Raw genomic sequence first — 22,760 nt, forward strand, 5'->3', positions numbered from 1 at the left:
ACCGCTCATCTGCTTGTCGCACCGAGTCCGGTAAATGTTAGCCAGCCGCAGATCTGCGCGGCACCCCAAAGGCCTAGCCTTGCGGCGGACTGACGATGATCTGGCCGGGAGGACCCTGGTCGGGACCGCCGAGGCGCAGCCGATCCCTGATCCGCTGCAGGAACGGTTTCTTGGGTTGCTCGAACACCTGGGGCGGCGTCGCGACCGGCGGGACCGGCGGCGGCAACACGGCCGGCGGCGCGGGCGCCAGCGCCGGATCGGGTATCGCCGCCTCGACCGGCGCGGGGTCGTAGCCGGCGCTCACCTCGGGCGCGGGCGCTTCGGGAAGCACCGGCTCGACGGGTGCCTGCGGCAGCGGCGCGAACTCGACCGGGGGTGCCAGCGCGTCGGAAAGTGAGGACCGCTCCCCCGCGGCCGGCTCGGCGAGCGGCGCCGCGGGCGGGGCCGGGCGCGGAGCGACACGCGCGGCGGGCGCATCCTGGACCACCACGGCGGCGGGCTCGGGGGCAGCGGTCTCCCGCGCCGGTGACAGTTGCACCGCCACCGCCACCGATGCCGAAACAACGAATGTGAGTACGCCGGCAACCAGCGCTCCGGCGATGAGGCGCGTCGAGTTGTTGCCGGCCGGCGGGGCGGCATGCCGACCCGCCGCGGTGGCTGCAGGCAACTCCAGGCTGAACGGCAGACCTGAGCTGTGTGTGGAGGCCAGCGCGGCACCGCGAGCCAACGCCAGGGGCGCCTCCGCGGGAGCGAACACCGGTACCGAGAGCGCCTCTTCCAGCTGCGGCAGGACGGTGTCGAAGCCACCGGCAGAACCGACGACGACCAGTGCCTCCGGCTGCCAGTCGGCGCGAGTGAAGACGGTGCTCAGCCAGCCGATCAGGCTCTCGTCGCTGTCGATGCCGTGATTGATGGCCGTATGTATCGCACCGTCGTCGGTGTGGACGATCAGGGCGATGGCGGTGTCCGGTTCGATGACACACACCGCACTGGTCCGGTATCCGATGACATCGGCCATTCCTCGGGCGAGCGCCTCGGTGGCTTCCGGCAGCCGGATCGGGACGACATTGCCGAAACCCGACCGATTCAACGAGTCCATCAGTGCGGTCGCCTCGGCGTCGGCGTTCTCGCTCCAGGTGACACCGATCGACTTGAGGCGCTGCCCCCGTGCAGCGGCAATGGCACCGACCGCCGCGGTCGCCTGTTCGGTTGCCGAACGGGCGTCCGAGCCATCGACGCGGACCTCGAAGGAATCCCGGGCGGCCGCGCCCTCCGGGGCCCCGTCACCGTCGACGACGACCACGCCGAGCGACGTAGGCGTCATCGACAAACCGAGCACCGCGTCCACATGAACCCCTTCGGACCACCCGGTCGCAGGCACGCGACCGGGTCGAGACGATTCGGTCACCGCCCCGTTATCCGGCCGACCTTACCCGGGAGGGTGGCCCAGAGCCCAGTCAGCGCGTCATCGCCGGCAGCCCAGAATTTGCCAATGAGACGGTCTACCTACGTCAAAGCCGCGGACATGTTCGCCGAGTCGTCATCACAGGCACGACGAGAAAGTGACATCGCCACAATGCGACACGTGGTCGCAGGGCGTGGCAGGGTGGTGTCCCATGACTGGGGCGCAACATACGGCAACCGGCAGCGGCGACGCACAAGCAACTCGCACGATCTTCGGCCACCCGATCGGCCTGACCAACCTGTTCGGCGTGGAACTGTGGGAACGATTCTCGTTCTACGGGATGCTCACGATCCTGGGGTACTACCTCTACTACTCGGTGACCGACGGTGGCCTGGAGATGGCCAAGGCCACCGCGACAGGCATCGTCGGGGCCTACGGCGGCCTGGTCTATCTGTCGACGGTGCTCGGCGGATGGCTGGCCGATCGGGTCCTGGGCATGGAACGCACGGTGTTCTACGGCGGCGTCGTGGTGATGGCCGGGCACATCGCCCTGGCCCTGCTCCCGGGTATCACCGGGGTGGCGGTCGGCCTGGTGCTGGTGGCGCTCGGATCCGGCGCGCTGAAGGCAAACGCCTCCTCCCTGCTCGGCACGCTGTACGACAAGGGTGATGCCCGTGCCGACGGCGGGTTCACGCTGTTCTACCTGGGCATCAACCTCGGCGCCTTCATCGGCCCGTTGCTGACCGGTCTGCTCCAGACCCGGGTGGGCTTCCACTACGGATTCGGCGCGGCCGCCATCGGCATGGCCATCGGGCTCACCCAGTACGTCGTGTTCCGGCGCAACCTCGGCACCCATGGCCGCGAGGTCCCCAACCCGCTACCGCGCAGCGGGGTCCTGCCCGCAGTTGCCGCCGGTGTCGGGGTGCTGGTCATCGTGGTGATCGCGTTCTGGACCGGCCTGGTGACGCTGGCCATCCTGTCTCAGGTGACCACCGGCGTGATTGTCGTGGCCTCCATCGCCTACTTCGCGGTGCTGTTGCGCAGCCCGAAGGTCAGCGGCCAGGAACGCACCAGGGTGCGGGCATTCATTCCGCTGTTCATCGCCAACGCGGTGTTCTGGTCGCTGTTCCAACAGATCTTCACCGTGCTGGCGGTGTACTCCGACGAACGGATGAACTGGTCGATCTTCGGGTGGACCGCCCCGTCGAGCTGGATCGGGTCGATCGAGCCGGTGTGGATCATCCTGCTGTCACCGCTTTTCGCGATCATGTGGACTCGGCTGGGCAACCGCGCGCCGACCACCCCACAGAAGTTCGCCTACGGTGTCATCGGAATGGGCGCGGCGTTCCTGCTGTTCCTGCCGTTCGCCGGCACCACCGGCAAGGCTGTCCCGGCACTGCTGGTGATGGGCATCATGGCGGTGTTCGCGGTATCGGAGCTGCTGCTGTCCCCGATCGGTCTGGCCGTCACCACCCAACTCGCGCCCGAGGCGTTCCGGGCGCAGATGATGGCGCTGTATTTCTTCTCCGTTGGATTGGGCACCGCCATGTCGGGAGTGCTGTCCGGGTATTACGACCCCGCAAGCGAGTTCGCATACTTCGGGATCCTCGGTGTGGTCGCGATCGCCGCCGGTGCCGTGGTGCTGGGGCTGGCGGGACGGATCAGCCGGCTGATGGAGGGTGTGCATTAACAGCTGCCCCAGCGGTCCCAAATTTACGCTGTAGCAACATCTCTGACTCATGCGACGTGGGCAGACAGCTTGTTTGGCAACTCCGATCGGCGGGTAGATGGCAGTCGTCCGTTATCCCGGCTTGACCGGATCAGCGTCGACTCGTAACTCGCCGATCCTGCCGAACCGGGGTCCAGCGGCGCAGAATTCGAACTGCGACAAACTCGCACGTCTGCGTGACACCGAGGTCAGGTCGACGAAGGAGATGGATCAGATGAACGTCTTACTGTTGGAGGACCGCCTCACCGCATCGACCGGAAGCGGGGTGGCCTACGTGTACAACCGCGGTGTCGGCAACTCCACCGCCGGCTGCTCGTGCGGCTGGATGGGCCGGCGCCGCCTACTGAAGGCCGCCGCCGAACAGGATGCCTGGTCGCACTGCGCCCATCTGGGTTGCGCAGTGTCAGTCCCGCTGGTCTTCCCCGATCGCGGCTGACGAGGTCAGGATCTCCGACAGCAACGCCGGCTCGATATTTCCACCGGAGACGATCAACGCAGTCGGACCCGGCGGCATCATGTGCCGCCGGTAGGCGGCCAGCGCGACGGCTCCGCTCGGCTCGGCCACCAGCCGAGCCTTGAACGCCAATTCGGCTACCGCAGAGCGGATCTCGTCTTCAGATACGGTGAGAACATCGCTCAGCACATGCTGGAGGTGGGCGAACGTGAGCTCCGAGGGCTGCGAACGCAGACCGTCGGCGATCGTTCGATTGCGATCCTCGATCGGCATGTCGACCCGGGTGCCCCGGCGTAGGCCGGCCGCGGTATCGGCGGCCAACTCCGGCTCCACACCGAAGATCTGGGCATTCGGGCACAGCGCGCGGATCGCCGTTCCGATGCCCGACGCCAATCCACCGCCGCTGACCGGAATCACCACATTGGCGATATCCGGGAAGTCCTCGGCGATCTCCAGGCCGATGGTGCCCTGTCCGGCAATCACATCCGGGTGATCGAACGGTGGGATCAGCGATCCGCCGGTCTGTTCGACGAGCTCGGCGGCCACCGCCTCGCGCCGGCCCATACCGCACAGCACCACCTCGGCACCGTGCGCGCGGGTCCGCTCGATCTTGACACGTGGGGTCTCCTCCGGCATGACGATATGTGCTCGCAGTCCGAAACGTGCTGCGGCATAGGCGACGGCCTGAGCATGGTTACCGCTGGAGTACGCGACGACGCCGCGGCGCTTCTCGTCGGCGTCGAGCCGTCCGATCGCGTTGAGCGCACCGCGCACCTTGAACGCACCGATCGCCTGCAGACTCTCCGGCTTCAGCCAGAGGGGACGCCGCGGATCACCCCACTCGGCCGCCAGCAGCGGAGTGCGCACCACGGCACCATCCAGGCGTCGAGCGGCGGACCGGATATCGTCGATGCTGATCAGGGTGGGAGCCACCCCCTGATCGTAACGAGCGCGTGATGGGGCAAGGTGTGCTCCGTGAGTCCGGTCGACGATGCACGGTTCGCGCTGTCGGTGGTCCCCCGGTACGCCGAGGTCGACCAGCAGTCGGTGGTGTTCCACGCCCACTACCTGACCTGGTTCGACGAGGCCTGGACCGCGTATCTGGACCATCGGTCGCTGCGCTATCCCGACCTGATCGCCGCCGGCGTCGACTTCCAGGTGGTGCGCAGTGAGATCGACTACCGCGCGCCCGTGCGCTGGCGCGACACCGTCCGGGTGGTCGTGGCCTGCGAGTCGGTGGGCTCCACCAGTTTCACCGTCACCTTCGACGTGCTGCGCACCGATGGCGACGGCATCGAACGGACGGCGGTGCGCGGCCGCAACGTCTACGTGACGGTATCCACCGACGATTGGGCGAAACGGCCGGTGCCCGACGCACTCCGCCGCATCTTCGGCGACTCGGCCCCCGGCTGACGGTCGGGCAGCGCTTGGCCGCGATTCCGACGTGCGCCGACGCCTGCGAATCTATGCTGAGGTTCATGTCGATCGCGGTCCGTCGCAACGGAACACCCCCGCGCACCGTCGACCGGTCCGAGGTCGATCTGGGGTCCTGGCGGTTCTGGCGCGGCGACGACGATTTCCGCGACGGCGCGTTCGCCACTCTGCGGCACCGCGACCCGATCTCCTTCCACCCCCCGGTCACGGCCGAGGGTGTCGATGCCGGGGCCGGACACTGGGCGCTGACCCGCTACGACGACGTGCACTATGCCAGCAGGCACCCCGAGATCTTCAGTTCGAGTCCCAACATCACCATCGGCGACCAAACCCCGGAACTTGCCGAGTACTTCGGCTCCATGATCGCCATGGATGATCCGCGTCACGGTCGACTGCGCAACATCGTGCGCAGCGCCTTCACCCCGCGGGTCCTGGCCAGGGTTGAGGAATCGGTTCGCGAGCGCGCCCGCGACCTCGTTTCCGCGATGGTCGCCGATCATCCCGATGGCCGTGCGGATCTGGTCTCGGCACTGGCAGGTCCGCTTCCGCTGCAGGTGATCTGTGACATGATGGGTATCGCCGAGGAGGATCACGACCGGATATTCCATTGGACCAATGTGATTTTGGGCTTCGGAGATCCGGATCTGACCGCCGACTTCGACGAGTTCGCCAGGGTGGCGATCGATATCGGTGCCTACGCCACCGCGTTGGCCGAAGACCGCCGCGCGCGTCCGCGCGATGACCTGACCACCGCCCTCATCTCGGCCGAACTCGACGGCGAACGGCTGACGTCGGCGGAGGTGGCCTCCTTTTTCATCCTCCTCGTGGTGGCCGGTAACGAAACCACGCGCAACGCCATCAGCCACGGTGTCGTCGCGTTGAGCAGACATCCCGAGCAGCGCGACCTGTGGTGGTCGGACTACGACCGGATAGCGCCGACCGCCGTCGAGGAGATCGTGCGGTGGGCATCGCCGGTGGCCTACATGCGGCGCACACTGACCCGCGATATCGAGCTCGGTGGTGTCGCCATGGCCGCAGGTGACAAGGTCACCATGTGGTACGGCTCGGCCAATCGCGATGAGACCCGGTTCCCCGACCCGTGGCGATTCGACGTGCTGCGCTCCCCCAACCCTCATCTCGGGTTCGGCGGTGGCGGCGCCCATTTTTGTCTGGGCGCGAACCTGGCCCGCCGTGAGATCACGGTGACGTTCCAGGAGTTACACCGCCAGCTCCCCGATCTGCTGGCCGACGCCGAACCGGACCGCCTTCTCTCGCCGTTCATCCACGGAATCAAGCGGCTGCCGGTGCGCTGGACGCCCGGCGCGGCTCGCGATATCGGCTGATCAGGATGTGGTCAGATAGCGGCGACGTTCCCAGTCGCTGACCTGTCCGGAGTAGGCAACCCACTCGGAGCGCGCGATCGCCGCGAAGTCTGCGACCGAATCCCGCCCAAGGATCTCGGCGATGGTGTCGTCCTGAGTGGTCAAGGCCACCGCCACCGCGAGCGAATCCGGCAACGGAGTGCCCGAACCGTACAGATTGCCGGCCTGCGCGGGTTCGGGCCGCCGCCGGGCCTCGATACCGGCCACCACGGCCGCCAGTGCCGAGGCGACCAACCAGTAGGGGTTGGCATCCGAACCGCCGGTGCGCAGCTCGATGCGGGTCGCCCGCGGGTCCTGATTCAGAAGCGAACGCACAGCGGCACTTCGGTTGTCGCGACTCCAGGTGACCGTGGCCGGTGCGAACGAGTCCGGCACGAAACGGCGGTAGGCGTTGACCGAATGTGCACCGAACAGCGTGATCGAGGGCAGGTGTTCCAGCAGACCGGCGATGGCGAACTGGGCGAGGTCGTTCTCGGTGCCGTCCACCTCGCCGAAAGCCGGTTCCTCGTCCCGCCAGAGCGAGATGTGCAGGTGCGCAGAACTTCCGGAGTGTTCGGCGAAGGGCTTGGCCATGAAGCTGGCGAGCTTGCCGTGCCTGCGTGCCACCTCCTTGGCAGCATACTTCAACCGTGCGCTGTCGTCGGCGGCCTCGAGCGCATCGGTGTAGACCAGGTTCGCCTCCACCTGTCCCGGCCCGTACTCGCTCTGGATTCCCTCCAGTCGGGTGAACGCACCAAGGGTGTCGTAGAGGTCGGACAACACCGGATCCAGCGCGTTGGCGTTTTCCAGCGAGTAGGCGTGGATGTCATCCTGCAGGGCGGTGCCGTCCGGATTCAACAGATAGAACTCCAGCTCGACGCCCACCTTGGCGGTGTAGCCCAGTGCGGCAAGGCGATCGAGCACCCGCCGCAGCACGGCCCGTGGATCCAGCAGCGACGGTGTGCGGTCGTGGGTGACGATATCGGAGACGACATGCCCGACGCCCGGCCGCCACGGCAACTCGCGCAATGTCGACAGATCGGGCACGGCGAACACGTCGGGATAGCCGCCTGCCCAATTGGTCAGCCGCAGCCCCTCGATGACGGTGCCGTCGGCGTTCCATCCCAGTGAGGCCTCGCAGAACGCGAATCCGCTGCCCCGTGCCCGGTCCAGGAACTGTGCGGCCGGGATCCGTTTGCCCTGAGCATGTCCCAGCGGATCGCTCCAGGCCACCTCGATCTCGGTCAGCGAGCCGTCGGCAAGGCGGTCGGACAGCGCGCGCACGGGCCCCTCGGTCGCGGTGTAGGAATTTGTGGTGTCGGCGGCGCGGGTCATGAGTGCACCACCGGGTTCACCTCGGCGGCACCCGCCACCCGCCGGGCAATGACCGCCCCGATGACGAAGGACACGATCAGGAGGCCGACAATGCCCCACCCCAACGCATTCGAGGTGGCCAGGCCCTCCAGATTGGTGAGGATCAGCACCAGGGTGAGACCGAGTCCGACGAGTCCCGATACCGGCGCGATGCGTACCCGCCACTGTGAGTACCCGCGGCGGTCAGGTGCGAAGAACACCAGCACCGCGACGCTGGTGGCGATCAGCAACGCCACGAATCCCACCGTGGTCGTGGCCGCGAACCACGTGTAGAACTGCGTCACCGGATCCAGGCCGAACACGACGGCGGCCGCAATACCGACCGCGACGACGGCGGAGATCCACAGCGATGCCTTGTGTGGTGAACCATGCGCGGAGTGCGCGACCCCGAGTGCGTCGGGCAGCACCCGGTGCTGGGACAGCGCGAACACGTAGCGCGATGCCACGTTGTGGAAGGCCAGGATGCAGGCGAACAGACTGGTGAAGTACAGCACGGTGATGATGTCGTTACCCGCGGTTCGGATATAGGTCTGGGCGATGTCGGCGAGGAAGGTGCCACCGGAATCGGTGGCCTGGGCGACGGCGCGATCATCACCCCATGCCGAGATCAGCGCCCAGCTACTCACGGCGTAGAAAGCACCGATGAGGATCAGTGCGGCGTAGGTGGCCCGCGGGATGGTGCGCTGCGGGTCCCTGGCTTCGTCGCGGAAGACCGCGGTGGCCTCGAAACCGATGTAGCTGAGCATCGCGAAGAGCAGGCCGATACCGAGCGAGCCGGAGAACACGGTGGCGGGGTTGACCGCGCCCGTCGACAAGCCCTCATCCCCTCCGCCGCGCAGCACGATCACCAGGTCGAGGACGCCGATGACCGCGATCTCGGCGGTCAACAACACGCCCAGCACCCGACTGGACAGTTCGATGTTGCGGTGGCCCAGATAGGTTGTCACCGCGAATGCGACCGCCGCGACGGCCCACCAGGGGATCTCGGCCCCGCCGAACAATGTGATGACACCGACGCCGGCGGGCCCCAGCAGGCCATACACCCCGGCCTCCAGGGCCACGTAGCTGACCAACGCGACGAAGCCGAACCCGATGCCGACCGAGAATCCCAGGGAGTGGCGGATATAGGAGAAGAAGGCCCCGGCATCGTCGACGAACGGGGTCAACGCGGTGAAGCCCACCGCGAAAAGCAGCAAGATCACCGTCGAGACGAGGAACGTCGCAGGGAATCCGGCACCATTGCCGTTGGCGATGCCCAGTGGGAAGACGCCACCGACCACCCCGAGGGGTGCGGCGGCGGCGACCACCATGAAGACGATGGAGGCCACCCCGAGGTTGCCCCGCAACCTCCGGTCGGAACTCTCAGCCGGGTCGCTCAGCTGCCCGGCTACGGCGGTGATCTCGGACATGGTGCACCAATCCTTCTCGGCCCTGCGATGACTGTTGGCCAGAACCTAGGCCGCCATCGAGCGCTCGAGAACCGCTGCGGTCAGCGTGCGCCGAAGTCCGTAACATGACGGCACATTCGCCGCGACTACCACCTTGCGCGCTGTGCAGTCTTCAGTACTCTGGCGAACATGTCGACCAGTTCGGTCCGATCGGTCAGCACGAAAGGGCTTCGGCCACTGCGGGTCGGCGCATCGCCGGTCCCGCACGCCGAGATCTTGGAGAGTGCCCGCACCGCGCTGGCCGAGTCCCAGATCGATCTGCAGGTGATCGTATTCGACAGTTTCGACGAGCCCAACGACTGGCTGGCCTCAGGACGATTGCACGCCAACTACTTTCAGTACCTGCCCTTCCTGGAGCAGTTCAACAGCACGGCCGGCACCGCACTGGTCCCGGTGGTCGCGGTCCACATCGAGCCGTTCGGGTTGTACTCCAGCCGGGTGACCAGCCTGGCAACGATTCCCGAATACGCAGAAGTGGCGTTGCCTGCCGACGCGGTGAATGCCGACCGGTCACTGATGATGCTCGACCGGCTCGGCCTGCTGGACTGTCGGCCCGATGCGGGGCAGTTGGCCACCACCGCCGACGTGCGGGCCAACCCCCGCCGGCTGGTGTTCAAGGAACTGACCAGTTGGACGATGGCCTCGGCTCTCGACGATTTCGACGCGGTGTTCCTCTTCGGCAACCAGGCGATGGAACGCAACGTGCACACCGACACCGCCCTGCACTGCGATCGCGGTGACCCCGTCTACGCCGAGTATCTGGTGACCGAGCATGCGGGACAACGCAACCCAGACATCGCGACGCTGGCCGCGGCGCTCACCGGGCCGCAGACCAGGATGTTCATCGAGACGACGTACTCCGGTCAGGTCATCCCCGCGTTTTGAGTTGCGCTCACCGCGCGCCAAATCCTGGCGGGCACCCGAATCCTGGGGCACCATGCAGCGATGTACCAATCGGGAGCGGGTACGTCATCGCCGACAGCGCATCCGGTGCAGGTCGTCCTCATCCTGGAGGTGCCGCCGGGCTTGACCGAACTTCCGCTGCGCACGGCTCAATTGGCCGACGAGTACGCCGGCGTGATTGCCCGCTCCATACCCGGGGTACGCGCCCGACCGGCCGTCATCACCTCCGCAGACCGCGCAGGCTTGGCGGCCCGCGAGACCGGCGGCCTGCGGATCCATCCTTCGCAGCGTTCGGTCATTGTCGACGGTCACGCGGTGCATCTGAGCTATCGGGAGCTCGAACTGCTCCTCTACCTGGCCCAACACCCGCACCGCACGGTATCCCGCGAGGAGTTGATGGCGCAGCTGTGGGATGACCGGCCCGCAGCCGGGCGTACCGTCGACACCCATGTTCGCCGGCTGCGGGTCAAACTCGGCGGCCATGCCGGCGTCATCACCACGATCCGCGGCGGCGGCTATCGGTTCGACATGGGCGCCGATGTGCACTACCTGCGCGACGGCGCTACAGGATGACCGTGGTCGGGCCGACGGTACTGCAATAGGTCACCGGCGGGCTGCCCGCGTTCGCGCACACCCGGCCACTCACGATGTATCCGGCACCAGGGGTGTACGGGCTGAATCTGACCTCGGCGGTACCGGGGCCCTCGGATTGCACGCACAGCGGGGCCACCGCACTGCCGGCCTGCTGTAGGCATGCCACCTGCAGCTGCGGAACCGCACGGTTGCACGCGCCCGGACTCACCGATGCCACGACGGCACGCACCCCGGCGTCCTGCACCACCGTGGGCGGCTGCAGGGTGACCGCGCATCCTTGTTCGGGGGCCGCGGTCGCCGATCCCGCGCCGAGCAGTGCCGCCACACTCACCATCGGAACCGCCAGCACAAGCCGTCTCATGCCCAGATCGTAGGACACGGTGCCCGCGGGCCGCGGCGATTGGTCACCGTCGGGCCAACACCTCCAACATGCCCGCCGCCGACCGGGGCCAGGTGAACTGTTCGGCCCGGCGCCGTGCGCAGTGTCTGCGCATCGTCTCGGGTCGGCTGATCACCGCGGCGACGGCATGGGCGATGGCCCGCGGATCGTTGTCCGCGGCGGCGCCGCTGTCGGCGGTGAGAATCTCCGCAAGGGCCGACGTGCGTGAGACCACCGCCGGTGTGCCGCAGGCCAGCGCCTCAAGGGCGGCCAGGCCGAAGGTTTCGTGCGGCCCAGGCGCCAACGCGACGTCAGCCGAGGCGAGGATGGCGGCCACTGTGTCGCGGTCACCGATGTAACCGGTGAAGTCGACCGGCAGACCGGCGGCCTGGCGCTCCAGCCGCGACCGCAGTGGGCCTTCCCCGACGACGACCAGTCGCGCGTCCACACCCGAGTCACGAAGGGCCGCAACGGTGTCGATGCTGCGATGGGCGTGCTTTTCCACCGAGAGCCTGCCGCAGTGCACCAGCAGGGTCTGCTCCGGGCGCGCCCATCGGCCACGCAGCTGCGGACAACGGTAGCGCGGGTGGAACTGGTCGAGATCGACGCCCAGCGGCACGGTCGCCACGTTTGTCGCTCCGATCCTTTCGAATTCCGCACGGGCGAAAGCCGTCGTACAGACCACCGCGTCGTAGTTGCGGGCGGTACGTCGGTTGGCCGCGTCGGCGATCTTGCGGGCCGCGCGGCGCGGCAAGATCTGCCCGAGCAGCCGGTCGAGTCGCTCGTGCGAGATCATGACGGTGGCCACCCCGTTGCGCCGACCCCAGGGTCCGAGCGAGCGGAGCGTCAGACGATCGGAGACCTCCAGCGCGTCGGGTTGCAACTCCTCGAGCAGGGCGGTCACCGGTCCGGGCAGCACGGCCCGGTAGCCGCCGGTGAACGGGATGCCGCGCGCCGGAAGGGACAACCGCGTGACACCGGAGGGCAGCACCTGCCGACCCGCATCGGCGCCCGGCACCACGAGTAGGACATCGTGGCCGGCGGCGCTGTACTCGGCGCCGAGCCGATCGACGGCGGTGCGCAGTCCACCCGAGCGCGGACCGTAGAAGTTGGCGACCTGGACGACCCTCATGGGCCATGAGTAGCCGCGATCTGTGTTCGGGTGGTCACGCGCCGCCGACACCGACGTGAACTGCCGGTGAATGCGCTTGCGACTCAGCCGACGTGGGTCGACAGCCAGGCCAGGGTGCGTTGCCAGGCGTCCTCGGCGGCCCGCGGGTCGTACCGATCGCCGGTGTCGTTGAAGAACGCGTGGTTGGCGCCCTGCTCGACGACCAGCTCGTGCACCAGCCCGGCGCGGTCCAGCGCCGCGGCGGCCACCGGTTCGGTGGCGTTCACCCGCTGATCGAGCTCACCGTAGAAGCCGAGCACCGCAACGCTTTTCGAGCCGCCAAAATCCGGATCATCGGGCGTCGGGCCGTAGAACGGGAAGGCGGCCGACAGCTCGGGCGCACCCGCCGCCAGCAGGCGCCACACCAGTCCGCCGCCCATACAGAAGCCGATGGCCGCCACCCGCTTGCCCGGAGTCCGCGCCCGCACCTCGGCGATCCCGGACCGCAGGTCGGCCACCATTTGTTCGGGCGGACGGTTGCCCAGCGCGGCGGTGGCCTCGGCCGGATCGGCGAAGGCGGCGGTGCCGCCGTCTGCCGACAGCAGGTCGATGGCCAGGCTTGAGTAGCCCACCCCGGCCAGTCGACCGGCCACCGAGCGCACCCAGTCGTTGAGCCCTTTGTTTTCGTGGATGACCAGCATCGCACCGCGTGGATCGGGCGACTCTGCCCATGCGCCCCGCAGTTCCCCGGCCGGCCCCTGCCAGCTGACCTGGACCGTCGGACGGGCCGCATCCATCCCCGGCGGCGTGGATCGGGTCGTCTCCGTGCTGGTCGCGGTCACATCCTGCTTGGCGTCCCCGCAGGCGGTGATGAGCGCGGTGGCCGCGGCCGTCCCGACACCGAGCAGGGCGAGTCGACGCAAGGCCTCCCGTCGCGACAGCAGGCCGTCGACGTGATCGGTGGCGATCTCTTCGGCGATATAGCGCTGCAGTGGCGTCATGGTGTCGAGTATGCGCGCCCGAAGTAGACACCTCGACAAATCTGTTCACGATTTTCGTTGACACCCGTCAGCGCCACTGTTCTGATGACGGGGTGACCTACGACACAATCATCCGTGGCGGACGCTGGTTCGACGGCACGGGCGCCCCGTCCGCCGTCCGCAATATCGGTATCCGCAGCGGACACGTCGTCGCCGTCAGCGCGGACGACCTCGACGACACCGACTGTCCGCAGCTGATCGATGCCACGGACAAATGGGTGATCCCCGGAATGCTCGATATCCACACCCATTACGACGTGGAGGTGCTGGCCCGGCCGTCGCTCACCGAGTCGCTGCGCCACGGGGTGACCACCGTGATGCTGGGCTCGTGCTCGCTGTCCACCGTGCACATCGGCGGGGCCGACGCGGGTGACCTGTTCGGAAGGGTCGAGGCGATCCCACGCGAGTACGTGATCGACACCGTCGATGAACACAAGACCTGGACCGGCGCCGAGGGTTACGTGCAGGCGCTGGAATCGCTGCCGCTGGGGCCCAATCTCGCGGCGTTCATCGGGCATTCGGACATGCGCACCGCGGTGATGGGCCTGGACCGAGCCACCCGCGCCGATCAACGACCGACTCGGGCCGAGCAGGCCGAGATGGAACGCATGCTGACCGAGGCCCTGAACGCAGGATTTGTGGGAATGTCCTCTCAGCAACTGCTTTTCGACAAGATCGACGGCGACACGTGCCGTTCGCGCACGTTGCCGTCGACCTACGCCAAACCGCGCGAGCTGCGCAGGTTGAAGTCGCTGCTGCGCCGCACGGGTCGAGCCCTGCAATCCGGGCCCGATATCCAGAATCCGCTTAACCTGCTCTCGCAGATGGCCCAGTCGCTGGGGTTCCTGCGCAACCCTCTCAAGACCAGCCTGCTCTCGGCCGCCGATATCAAGGCCAACCCCTACGCGATCAAGATCATGGGTCCGTCCTCGCGATTGATCAACGCACTGGGCGGCAATTTCCGCTGGCAGCATCTCCCGGTGCCGTTCGAGGTGTACGCCGACGGTATCGACCTGGTCGTATTCGAGGAGTTCGGTTCCGGCGCAGCGGCTCTGCACCTACGCGACGAAGTGGAACGCAATGCGCTGCTGGCCGACGAAAGTTACCGGCGGCAGTTCCGCAAGGATTACGAGAGCAGATACGGCCTGCGCGTCTGGCACCGGGACTTCTTCGATGCCCAGATCGTCGAGTGCCCCGACGCGGGGGTCATCGGCAAATCGTTCGGACAGGTGGGTCTTGATCGCGGCCTGCACCCGGTCGATGCGTTCCTTGATCTGGTCCTCGAGCACGGCCGCGGACTGCGCTGGCGGACAACCATTTCCAATCATCGTCCGGAGGTGCTCAAACAGCTGGCCCGCGAGCCCGGTATCCAGCTCGGGTTCTCCGATGCCGGAGCGCACCTGCGCAACATGGCGTTCTACAACATGGGCCTGCGACTGCTGCGCCACGTGCGCGATGCCCAGAACAGCGGGCGGGAGTTCATGACCATCGAGCGAGCGGTGCACCGGTTGACCGGCGAGCTCGCCGACTGGTACCGCCTCGACGCCGGTCACCTTCGCATCGGCGATCGGGCCGATGTCGTGATCATCGATCCCGAGCGCCTGGACGCAGGCCTGGACGACTACGCCGAGGAGCCCGTCGACTGTTACGGAGGGCTGTCGCGGATGGTCAACCGTAACGACGACACCGTCGCGGCCGTGCTGGTGGGCGGACGTGCGGTGTTCATCGACGGGCACGCCACCGAATCGGTGGGCCGGGACCGCACCGGTCGGTTCCTGCGGGCCGCGCACCGTTCCCCCGCCCATGGCGCCGAGCAGAGCGCGCTGGCCGATGCCGTCTGACACCGTCGGCGCGGCCCACTGCGCCGAATCGGCTGCGGTACTGGGCATGTGGCGCGCACTGTCGCGCCGCGACTGGGCGGAGGTCGCCACCTTCCTTGCTCCGGACTGCATCTACGCCGACATGCCGGTCGGGCCGGCCGCGGCAGCCCGCGGTCCGCAGGACATCGTCAAGCGCCTCAAGATCGGGCTGGAATCGTTGGCCGCCTACGAGAATCACGACGGCCTGCTCGTCGCCGACGGGCCGCATGTCATGTACGAGCACTCCGAGACGTGGACGTGGCCGACCGGCGAGCGAGCGGTGCTGCCGTTCGTCACCGTCCACCGGGTCGTCGACGACCGGATCACCCTGTGGAAGGACTATTGGGACATGGGTGGCCTGACCAACCATGCGCCCGCGAACTGGCTCTCGGATTTCGCCACCGCCGACATGTCATGGGTGTACGACGCGACCGGTCGGCTGTGAGGGGTTGCACCCGTCCGTAGACTCATACACATGACTGAATTGGCATTGCCGCCCGGACCTCCGCTGCCGCCGGGTCTGCAGGCAGCACTGCTGATGAAATTCTGGCCTCGGCTGATCGCCGGCTGTCGACGTCGGTACGGAAACGTTTTCACGCTGCGCATCGCATCGATGGGCACGGTGGTCTACCTGGCCGACCCGGCCGATATCAAGACGGTGTTCAGCGGCGACCCAGCCGTGTACCACGCCGGCGAAGCCAACTCCATGCTGACCGGATTGCTGGGTGCCAGCTCGGTTTTGGTGATCGACGAGGATGAACACCGGCAACGACGCAGGATGATGCTGGCACCGTTCGGCCGCGAGGCCATCGCCAGACAGACCGATGTGATCGCCCGGGTGGCCGCCGACAATATCGAAGACTGGCCCCTACGCCGGCGCTTCGCGGTGGCGCCCAAGATGGCCGAGATCACCCTGGAGGTGATCCTTCGGACGGTGATCGGTGCCAGCGACCCCGACCGGTTGGCCGCACTGCAGCGCGTCATGCCCAAGCTACTCAGCGTGGGAATCTGGGAGTCACTGGCGATCAGCACTCCCGGCCTGCAGCGCCTGACGCCGTGGCGGCCCTTCGCCGAGCGACTGCGTGCAGCCGACGAGCTGCTGTACGCCGAGATCGCCGACCGGCGCGACGATCCGGCGCTGGAATCCCGGACCGATGCGCTGGCGATGATGATCCGCACCGGCGAGATGTCCGATGAACAGCTGCGCGATCAGCTGATGACGCTGTTGGTCGCCGGACACGACACCACCGCGACCGCACTGTCGTGGGCGCTGGAGCGACTGACCAGGCACCCGGATCTACTCGCCAGGGCCACCGCGGCGGCCCGCGACGGCGATGACGCCTACCTGGATGCCGTGTGCAAGGAGATCCTGCGGATTCGCCCGGTTGTCTTCGACGTCGGACGGGTTCTCACCGAACAGGTCGAGATCGGCGGCTATCGACTTCCGGCCGGTGTGATGGTCGCGCCGGGGATCGGGCTGGTGCACGCCGACGCCGATCGCTATCCCGATCCCGAGAAGTTCGATCCCGACCGGATGCTCGACGCCCAGCTGAGCCCGACCACCTGGCTGCCGTTCGGTGGCGGCAACCGGCGCTGCCTCGGTGCGAACTTCGCGCTCGTGGAGATGGGGATCGTGCTGCGCGAGGTCTTGCGACGCGTCGACCTGGACACCACGACGGCTCCGGGCGAGCGGCGCCGCGTCAAGAGCGTGATCCTGATGCCGCACCGCGGGGCGCGGATCCGTGTACGTGCCCGGCACGCGGTGGCGACGTCACCGGGATGCCCGCATGCCGCGGCGTCAACGCAGTAGCGCGACACCGGTCACGATGAGCGCCGCCACTTTGACCAGTTCCAACCCGACATAGGCGTAGTGCGCCCGTGACCGCGCGGGCTCGCCGCCTCCCGACGGCGCGGCGAGCACCGCATCGGACCGGCGGCTCAGTCGTGGCCGGACCGCCACTAGTTGGACCGCCAACATTGTTGCGGCAACGCCGAATCCGATAAGAGCGGGCCCGCGTGCCGAGGAGAGCGTCAAGGCCGTGCCGATGAGTAGGGCGAGCACCGTCTCGACGGTGTTCAGCGCGCGGAAAACCAGCCTCCCGATACCCAGTCCGATGCGCAGGGTGACATCGGGAGCCCGGAACTTCAGCGGCGCCTCCAGAAACGAGATCGCCAGCACCATGCCCAACCAGACGAAGGTGAGCGCAACCGCCACGGCGGGACTGCTCAAAGGGTGATCTTGCAGGACTGGCCGATATCGAGCGTGCGCAGCATGCGCCCCATCCCGAGCCACATCGCACACGAGAGCGCGAGATCGGTAAGCAATTCATCGCTGAACTGCTCACGGCAGCGAGCCCAGAAGTCTTCGTCGTCACGCAGAGCGGTGTGGTCGTTGGCAAATCGCTCGGCGAACTCGGCGGCGACCCGCTCCTGGTCGCTGAACCCCGGCCAGGTCTGCCACACCGCCGCGTGGTCGTAGAGGTCTTCATCGACGCCGGCCGCCACGCCCTCGGAGTCGCGGGTGTTCTGGCACACCACGCACTCGTTGTTCAGTGCGATCACCATGCGCGCCAACTCCCGCACCCGCATGGGCAGCCGGTTCTTGTTGTAGACGGCGTGGGTGTAGCCCGCCATCGCCATCCCGATATCGGGCGACTTGGTGATCCAGGCGGCGGCATCGTCGTCAGCGAAATCTCCGATACGGCTCATGTGCGCAACCGTACGCCGATGACGACCGAAGTGGAACGTGTTCTAGTTCTTTGATGGGTCGGCGCGGGCCAGTTCGTCGCGATCCTCCACCCATTGCGGCTGGACCATCATGCGATGGGCGATCCGTTCCAGTGCCGCTTCCACCTGGAGACGGTCGGGCCGGGCAGCGAACCTGACGCTCGCCCCGTGCCTATCCCCCGTCGCTGCGCTCGCCCCGTGCCCATCCCCCGTCGCTGCGCTCGCCCCGTGCCCATCCCCCGTCGCTGCGCTCGCCCCGGTGAGGCGGTCGATCAGCTTGCTCACCAGCACATCGATCACCACCTGCACTTGCTCGGCACCGGCTTGGGTCAACCAGAGCTGGTCGCCGGTGCGCAAGGCGTAACCGGTATCGACGCACCGCTGGAAGGTCGGCTCAAGCACCTCGGCGGGAACACGCCGCGTATCGGCGATATCGGTCAAGGTTGCCGACCCGTACACCTGGTTGTGTCGGTAGATCTGCACGACGGCCCATAACCTCGCGATGTCGAGTTCGCACCCCGGATGGTCGGTCAGCCTACGCAGGCGAATATCGGGAGAATCCCGGAAGATGCGCGCCACCGCCATCTCCAGTATCTCGTCGGAGGTCTCCAAAGTCGGCATGCCGAACCCTTCGCCGAGATCGGATGCCGAAACCGTCTCCATCTCACGCAGCGGAATCTCTTTCAGGAACAGCGAGACGATGAATCCCACGAAGGCCACCGGGGCCGCGCACAAGAAGACCATGCCGAGGGCATCGGCATAGGCGTCGATGATGGGAGCCGCCATCTCGGGCGGTAGTTCGCGCAGCGCCTGGGGGGATTGCGCGGCGATCGCGGGCGCGCCGCTGTCGGCCACGGCCTGACCGATCCGGCTCGACAGGAAGTTGGCGAACAACGACCCGAAAATGGCAGCACCGAAGGAACTTCCGATGGTCCTGAAGAACGTGACCCCCGACGTCGCCACCCCGAGATCGGCGAAGTCGGAGGTGTTCTGCACCACCAGGACCAGCACCTGCATGCACAGCCCGATACCAGCACCGAGGATGAACAGATACAACGACTGCATCCAGAACGCGGTGTGCGCATCCATGGTGGACAACAACGCGAAACCCACGGTCATGACGGCGGTGCCGGCGACCGGGAAGATCTTGTACCGTCCGGTCCGGCCGACGATCGATCCGCTGCTGATGGAGGTGATCAGCATGCCAGCCACCATCGGCAGGGTGCGCAGACCGGATACGGTCGCCGATACGCCGTCGACGAACTGCATGAACGTCGGCAGAAATGTCATCGCACCGAGCATCGCGAAACCGACGATGAACGCCAGCACGCAGCAGACCGTGAAGACCCGTCCCGCGAACAGCCGGATCGGCAGAATGGGTTCCGGTGCGCGCAGTTCCACCCGGACAAAAGCCGCCAGCGCGATCACCGAGCCGACGAACAGACCGATGATGACCGTGGATGTCCAGGCGTACTCACCGCCGCCCCAGCTGGTGGCCAACGTCAGGCCCGAGGCGCCGAGACCGACCAGGGCAATGCCGGCATAGTCGATCACGGGGCGCGAGGTGCGAGCCAGCGCGGGAATGGCGACCGTGGCGACCAGGAACACCGCCACCGCGACCGGCACGTTGATCCAGAACGCCCACCGCCACGACAGATGGTCGGTGAAGAACCCACCGAGCAACGGGCCGATGACGGTGGTGACACCGAAGACCGCGCCGAGCGCGCCCTGATAGCGGCCGCGGTCACGCAGTGGGATCACCTCACCGATGACGGCGGTGGCGGTCACCATCAACGCGCCGCCACCGATGCCCTGTAAGGCGCGCGCACCCACCAGCATCGCCATCGAACCGGCCAAGCCACAGAGCACGGAGCCCAGCAAGAAGAAGGCCACCGCGACCTGGAATACGGACTTCCTGCTGAACAGATCGCCGAGCTTTCCCACGATCGCCGTGGCGATGGTCGACGCGAGCAGGTAGCTGGTCACCACCCAGGACTGGTGTCCGGCTCCCCCGAGATCGGCGACCACCGTTGGCAGCGCAGTGGCGACGATGGTCTGGTCGAGCGCCGCCAGCAACATCCCCAACAGCACCGAGACGAAGATGATGTTGCGGCGCTGCAGGCTGATTTGTGTGCCGGCGGCACTCGTACCCGTGGCAGTGGCCGTCACGGTTCCCCGGTCCTCCCCGACCCAGCGAAATATTAGCCTTGCTACCTAATATACCGCGGCCGGCGAGCCGGACGACCGCGCAACCTAGGCGGTACCCACACCCGGCGGGCGCGACACACACTGTGCCGAGTACAGCTCTTCGCCGAGCTTGTCCATCAACTCGAGCTGGGTCTCCAGGTAGTCGATGTGGCTTTCCTCATCGGCAAGGATGGTCTCCAGGATGCCCGCTGATGTCGCGTCACCCTTCTCACGACACATCATCACCCCGGGACGAAGACGTTCGACCACCTCGTACTCGATGGCCAGGTCCGACTGGAACTGCTCGCGCAGCGTCTGCCCGACCCGCAGCGAGAACAGGCGCTGGTAGTTGGGCAAGCCGTCCAGAAGCAGAATGCGGTCGGTGATCGTTTCCGCGTGGCGCATCTCTTCAAAGGATTCTTCGCGTGTGTGACGCGCCAATTCGGTGAATCCCCAATTGTCCTGCATCTTGGAATGCAGGAAATATTGATTGATCGCCGTGAGTTCGCTCGTCAGCTGCTCGTTGAGCAGTTTCAGAACATCCGGATCGCCTTGCATGTTGCTCCTAAGCACCTTGAGGGCTGTCAAGTGTCGCCAAAGCCGTGCGCACCCGAATCTAGCCGAGCCGGAAGGCCGCAGCGAGGGTGTCGGCGGCGGTTCGTCGCAGAGTTTTACGCGGCTACGGCGTGCCGTAGGCAAGGCAAACCCAACTACTGGACAACTACGGGAGAACGTTATGGACTGGCTACCCTTAGTTAGGTTACGATGACCTAACTTGCAGGCGATGGTGTCGGCAGCGCCGAGGGATACGCGTGAGCGAAGGGGGAATCATGACCCACCACGCGAATTCCTCACGCCATTGTTCTTTATCCCCGTGCCATTCCGACGAATTGGTCGCGTCAGTCGCGTCTCGGCACCTGAATTTCGATTTCGCGCGGATTTCATTGTCGATGAATGGCGCGCGTTCGGCACTCCACCCCGCGATACTTATCCCGAAGTACCATTCCGGCAACACGAGCATGGCGGCCTGATCCGATGTTCGTCTGCCTGTGCACCGGCGCCACCACCCAGGCGGTGCATGACGCCGTCGCGGCGGGCGCGACGACGTCTCGACAGGTTGCCGACGCCTGTGGCGCCGGCTCGGACTGCGGCCGGTGTCGCCGAACGGTGCGGGCGATTCTGGCCGCAGCCCGCACCAGCGAGTGCCCGGTGCACGCCGCGGGTTGACCTGTCAGCTACGTCCGGCGTTGAACGACGCCAGCGCGTCGACATTGGCGGTCTGGCCCAGCAGCTCGGCGAACAGGGCGTTCTCGCGCTCGGACGCCGCGGCGATCGCCGGGCGGATGGCTTCCATCATCGTCTGTTTGACCGCCATCAGGCTGTTCAACGGGCGGGACGCCAGCAGCTCGGCATGAGAACGCGCCTCGGACATCAACTCTGCGGGCTCACACACCTTGAACACCAGCCCCATCCGCAGCGCCTCGTCGGCATCGACCCATTCCGAGGACAGCAACAGCCAGGCCGCGTTCTGCCGACCGATCAATCTGGGCATCAGATAGGACGATGCCGCCTCGGGCGGCACACCCAGGCTGGTGAACGGGCACTTGAACCGCGCGGTGCTGGACATGAAGGCCAGGTCGGCATAGCCCAGAATGGTTGCGCCGATACCTAATCCGAGCCCATTGACGGCGAGGATGAGTGGCTTGGGGAAGGCCGTCAGCGCCTCGATCAGTCCGCGGAAGCCGTGCTTACCCGGCGTGTACTCCGGGTCCGTGACCAGCTTCTGCATCTCGACCAGATCGTTGCCCGCGCTGAAGGCCCGGCCCGCGCCGGTGAGCAGAACCACCGACACCTCGGGATCTTCTGCCGCGGCCAGCAGGGCCTCGGTGGTCGCGTCGTACAGCGCCTCGCTGAAGGCGTTCAGCGCCTCCGGCCGGTTGAGGGTCAGGGTCCGCACCCGGTTGTCATCCGAGATCAAAAGTGTCACGCGTGCAGCGTAAGCCCCTCGGCCCGGCAGACGTACCGACTGGTGGGCACCGTGTCGATATTGCGGTCCGCACCGAACCGCGCGACGCTGGCCGCCATCCGCCCCATCCGGTCGGCGAGATCGGCCTGATCGGCGGCTCCGAAGAACGCGAGCAGGTCCGATACCGCCTCGATCGGGAACAGTTCCTCCACGATGGCATCGATCACCGGCGCATCGGCGGTGATCGCGCGGACCACCGTGTTCTGGGTGTAACCGAAGGTGGCTTGGGTCTCGATCGCCACCGGCGTGTGGTCGATGTGCCAACGTTCCAGCCACGTCGCGGTGTCCAGATCCGCGGGACGGCGCAGCAGCGCCACGTTGGCCAGACCGGGTGTGCGCGCGCCGACGGGAACCTCGGGAGCGGGCAGCGGCACCGACTCGGTCACCAGATAGGCGGCCAACAGATCGCATTCTTTCTCCAGTCGCCGCAACACCGCCGCGACCGCGCTCCCGTAGTACTGCTGGGTCCAGATGCTCACCACCGCGACGACCGGCGGGTCCAACGTGGTCAGTGTCATCATCGACGCCCGCACGTCATCGTCGCGGACGTTGACCGTCAGACCGGCAAGACCCGAGCCGGACAGGTCGGCGGCCACCTCGGTCCGCAGCCGCAGGCACCACTGCTCGTCGGCGGCCGAGCGGCGCAACGTGATCATCACCTTTTCCACGATCAGAACGTAGCAAGAAGCACGTAGCAAGATCAGAACGTAGCAATCGCAGCCGGTTTCG

23 protein-coding genes are annotated in these 22,760 nt (G+C 66.8%); 10 read left to right on the forward strand and 13 right to left on the reverse strand.

What is annotated here, in order from left to right; genetic code table 11:
* Nucleotides 1-73: 73 nt before the first annotated feature.
* Nucleotides 74-1,408 carry a DUF7159 family protein gene (locus tag FBY28_RS01425; RefSeq protein WP_524912004.1) on the reverse strand — a complete coding sequence of 445 codons (1,335 nt, stop codon included), beginning with the start codon at nucleotides 1,406-1,408 and terminating at the stop codon, nucleotides 74-76.
* Nucleotides 1,409-1,616: 208 nt separating this feature from the next.
* On the opposite strand from FBY28_RS01425, the gene FBY28_RS01430 reads away from it, so the two are divergent.
* A complete protein-coding gene (locus tag FBY28_RS01430; protein WP_141863674.1) occupies nucleotides 1,617-3,095 on the forward strand; it encodes a peptide MFS transporter in 1,479 nt (492 codons plus the stop codon).
* Nucleotides 3,096-3,348: 253 nt separating this feature from the next.
* Nucleotides 3,349-3,570, forward strand: coding sequence for a hypothetical protein (locus tag FBY28_RS01435; RefSeq protein WP_141863676.1), 222 nt, complete (start codon nucleotides 3,349-3,351; stop codon nucleotides 3,568-3,570).
* On the opposite strand, the gene FBY28_RS01440 is transcribed toward FBY28_RS01435, so the two are convergent.
* A complete protein-coding gene (locus FBY28_RS01440) occupies nucleotides 3,538-4,521 on the reverse strand; it encodes a threonine ammonia-lyase (protein WP_141863679.1) in 984 nt (327 codons plus the stop codon). The genes FBY28_RS01435 and FBY28_RS01440 overlap by 33 nt on opposite strands.
* A gap of 42 nt (nucleotides 4,522-4,563) precedes the next feature.
* Between FBY28_RS01440 and FBY28_RS01445 the strand changes: the two genes are divergently transcribed.
* Both FBY28_RS01445 and FBY28_RS01450 read left to right on the forward strand, forming a co-directional pair.
* A complete protein-coding gene (locus FBY28_RS01445; RefSeq protein WP_141863681.1) occupies nucleotides 4,564-5,001 on the forward strand; it encodes an acyl-CoA thioesterase in 438 nt (145 codons plus the stop codon).
* A 65-nt stretch (nucleotides 5,002-5,066) separates the two neighbouring features.
* Complete coding sequence (locus FBY28_RS01450) at nucleotides 5,067-6,365, forward strand: cytochrome P450 (RefSeq protein ID WP_141863683.1); 1,299 nt, start codon at nucleotides 5,067-5,069, stop codon at nucleotides 6,363-6,365.
* On the opposite strand, the gene FBY28_RS01455 is transcribed toward FBY28_RS01450, so the two are convergent.
* Nucleotides 6,366-7,718 (reverse strand): glutamine synthetase family protein, encoded by a 1,353-nt coding sequence (locus tag FBY28_RS01455; RefSeq protein WP_141863685.1) that lies wholly within the window; start codon nucleotides 7,716-7,718, stop codon nucleotides 6,366-6,368.
* A complete protein-coding gene (locus FBY28_RS01460) occupies nucleotides 7,715-9,166 on the reverse strand; it encodes an APC family permease (protein ID WP_141863688.1) in 1,452 nt (483 codons plus the stop codon). Before FBY28_RS01460 ends, FBY28_RS01455 begins: the two co-directional genes overlap by 4 nt.
* A 168-nt stretch (nucleotides 9,167-9,334) precedes the next feature.
* On the opposite strand from FBY28_RS01460, the gene FBY28_RS01465 reads away from it, so the two are divergent.
* Both FBY28_RS01465 and FBY28_RS01470 read left to right on the forward strand, forming a co-directional pair.
* Nucleotides 9,335-10,090, forward strand: coding sequence for a MetQ/NlpA family ABC transporter substrate-binding protein (locus tag FBY28_RS01465; RefSeq protein ID WP_141863690.1), 756 nt, complete (start codon nucleotides 9,335-9,337; stop codon nucleotides 10,088-10,090).
* Nucleotides 10,091-10,150: 60 nt separating this feature from the next.
* Nucleotides 10,151-10,681, forward strand: a complete 531-nt coding sequence (locus FBY28_RS01470) for a winged helix-turn-helix domain-containing protein (RefSeq protein WP_216847430.1) — start codon at nucleotides 10,151-10,153, stop codon at nucleotides 10,679-10,681.
* Here FBY28_RS01470 and FBY28_RS01475 read toward each other — a convergent pair.
* The 3 genes from FBY28_RS01475 to FBY28_RS01485 all read right to left on the reverse strand — a co-directional run bounded on the left by FBY28_RS01475 (nucleotide 10,671) and on the right by FBY28_RS01485 (nucleotide 13,193).
* A complete protein-coding gene (locus FBY28_RS01475) occupies nucleotides 10,671-11,063 on the reverse strand; it encodes a hypothetical protein (protein ID WP_141863692.1) in 393 nt (130 codons plus the stop codon). The two genes, FBY28_RS01470 and FBY28_RS01475, sit on opposite strands and share 11 nt — an antisense overlap.
* A 43-nt stretch (nucleotides 11,064-11,106) precedes the next feature.
* Nucleotides 11,107-12,213, reverse strand: coding sequence for a glycosyltransferase (locus FBY28_RS01480; protein WP_141863694.1), 1,107 nt, complete (start codon nucleotides 12,211-12,213; stop codon nucleotides 11,107-11,109).
* Nucleotides 12,214-12,296: 83 nt separating this feature from the next.
* Nucleotides 12,297-13,193, reverse strand: a complete 897-nt coding sequence (locus FBY28_RS01485) for a dienelactone hydrolase family protein (RefSeq protein ID WP_141863696.1) — start codon at nucleotides 13,191-13,193, stop codon at nucleotides 12,297-12,299.
* A gap of 92 nt (nucleotides 13,194-13,285) precedes the next feature.
* Between FBY28_RS01485 and FBY28_RS01490 the strand changes: the two genes are divergently transcribed.
* From FBY28_RS01490 to FBY28_RS01500, 3 genes are read left to right on the forward strand one after another with little or no spacing between them, the layout of a single operon-like run.
* The gene (locus tag FBY28_RS01490) at nucleotides 13,286-15,073 is read left to right on the forward strand and encodes an N-acyl-D-amino-acid deacylase family protein (RefSeq protein ID WP_141863697.1); all 1,788 of its coding nucleotides are present in this window, start codon (nucleotides 13,286-13,288) and stop codon (nucleotides 15,071-15,073) included.
* A complete protein-coding gene (locus FBY28_RS01495) occupies nucleotides 15,063-15,536 on the forward strand; it encodes a nuclear transport factor 2 family protein (RefSeq protein ID WP_141863700.1) in 474 nt (157 codons plus the stop codon). The genes FBY28_RS01490 and FBY28_RS01495 overlap by 11 nt, the downstream gene beginning before the upstream one ends.
* Before the next feature lie 30 nt (nucleotides 15,537-15,566).
* The gene (locus tag FBY28_RS01500; RefSeq protein WP_141863702.1) at nucleotides 15,567-16,901 is read left to right on the forward strand and encodes a cytochrome P450; all 1,335 of its coding nucleotides are present in this window, start codon (nucleotides 15,567-15,569) and stop codon (nucleotides 16,899-16,901) included.
* On the opposite strand, the gene FBY28_RS01505 is transcribed toward FBY28_RS01500, so the two are convergent.
* The 4 genes from FBY28_RS01505 to bfr form a co-directional block, all read right to left on the reverse strand.
* Nucleotides 16,890-17,321, reverse strand: coding sequence for a hypothetical protein (locus FBY28_RS01505; protein WP_286177628.1), 432 nt, complete (start codon nucleotides 17,319-17,321; stop codon nucleotides 16,890-16,892). The two genes, FBY28_RS01500 and FBY28_RS01505, sit on opposite strands and share 12 nt — an antisense overlap.
* Nucleotides 17,318-17,800, reverse strand: coding sequence for a carboxymuconolactone decarboxylase family protein (locus FBY28_RS01510; protein ID WP_141863704.1), 483 nt, complete (start codon nucleotides 17,798-17,800; stop codon nucleotides 17,318-17,320). Before FBY28_RS01510 ends, FBY28_RS01505 begins: the two co-directional genes overlap by 4 nt.
* Before the next feature lie 42 nt (nucleotides 17,801-17,842).
* Complete coding sequence (locus tag FBY28_RS01515; protein ID WP_141863707.1) at nucleotides 17,843-19,987, reverse strand: MDR family MFS transporter; 2,145 nt, start codon at nucleotides 19,985-19,987, stop codon at nucleotides 17,843-17,845.
* Nucleotides 19,988-20,071: 84 nt separating this feature from the next.
* Nucleotides 20,072-20,563, reverse strand: coding sequence for a bacterioferritin (bfr, locus tag FBY28_RS01520; RefSeq protein WP_141863709.1), 492 nt, complete (start codon nucleotides 20,561-20,563; stop codon nucleotides 20,072-20,074).
* A 477-nt stretch (nucleotides 20,564-21,040) separates the two neighbouring features.
* Between bfr and FBY28_RS01525 the strand changes: the two genes are divergently transcribed.
* A complete protein-coding gene (locus FBY28_RS01525; RefSeq protein WP_141863711.1) occupies nucleotides 21,041-21,232 on the forward strand; it encodes a (2Fe-2S)-binding protein in 192 nt (63 codons plus the stop codon).
* Between the two features lie 4 nt (nucleotides 21,233-21,236).
* Here FBY28_RS01525 and FBY28_RS01530 read toward each other — a convergent pair whose 3' ends face one another.
* Together FBY28_RS01530 and FBY28_RS01535 are read right to left on the reverse strand one after the other, a co-directional pair.
* On the reverse strand, nucleotides 21,237-21,992 hold the full coding sequence (locus tag FBY28_RS01530) for an enoyl-CoA hydratase/isomerase family protein (RefSeq protein WP_141863713.1): 756 nt from the start codon (nucleotides 21,990-21,992) through the stop codon (nucleotides 21,237-21,239).
* Nucleotides 21,989-22,699 (reverse strand): EthD domain-containing protein, encoded by a 711-nt coding sequence (locus FBY28_RS01535; RefSeq protein ID WP_141863715.1) that lies wholly within the window; start codon nucleotides 22,697-22,699, stop codon nucleotides 21,989-21,991. Before FBY28_RS01535 ends, FBY28_RS01530 begins: the two co-directional genes overlap by 4 nt.
* Between the last annotated feature and the right edge of the window lie 61 nt (nucleotides 22,700-22,760).

Origin of the sequence: Arthrobacter sp. SLBN-53 (assembly GCF_006715585.1) — a bacterium.
Classification (GTDB): domain Bacteria; phylum Actinomycetota; class Actinomycetes; order Mycobacteriales; family Mycobacteriaceae; genus Mycobacterium; species Mycobacterium neoaurum_A.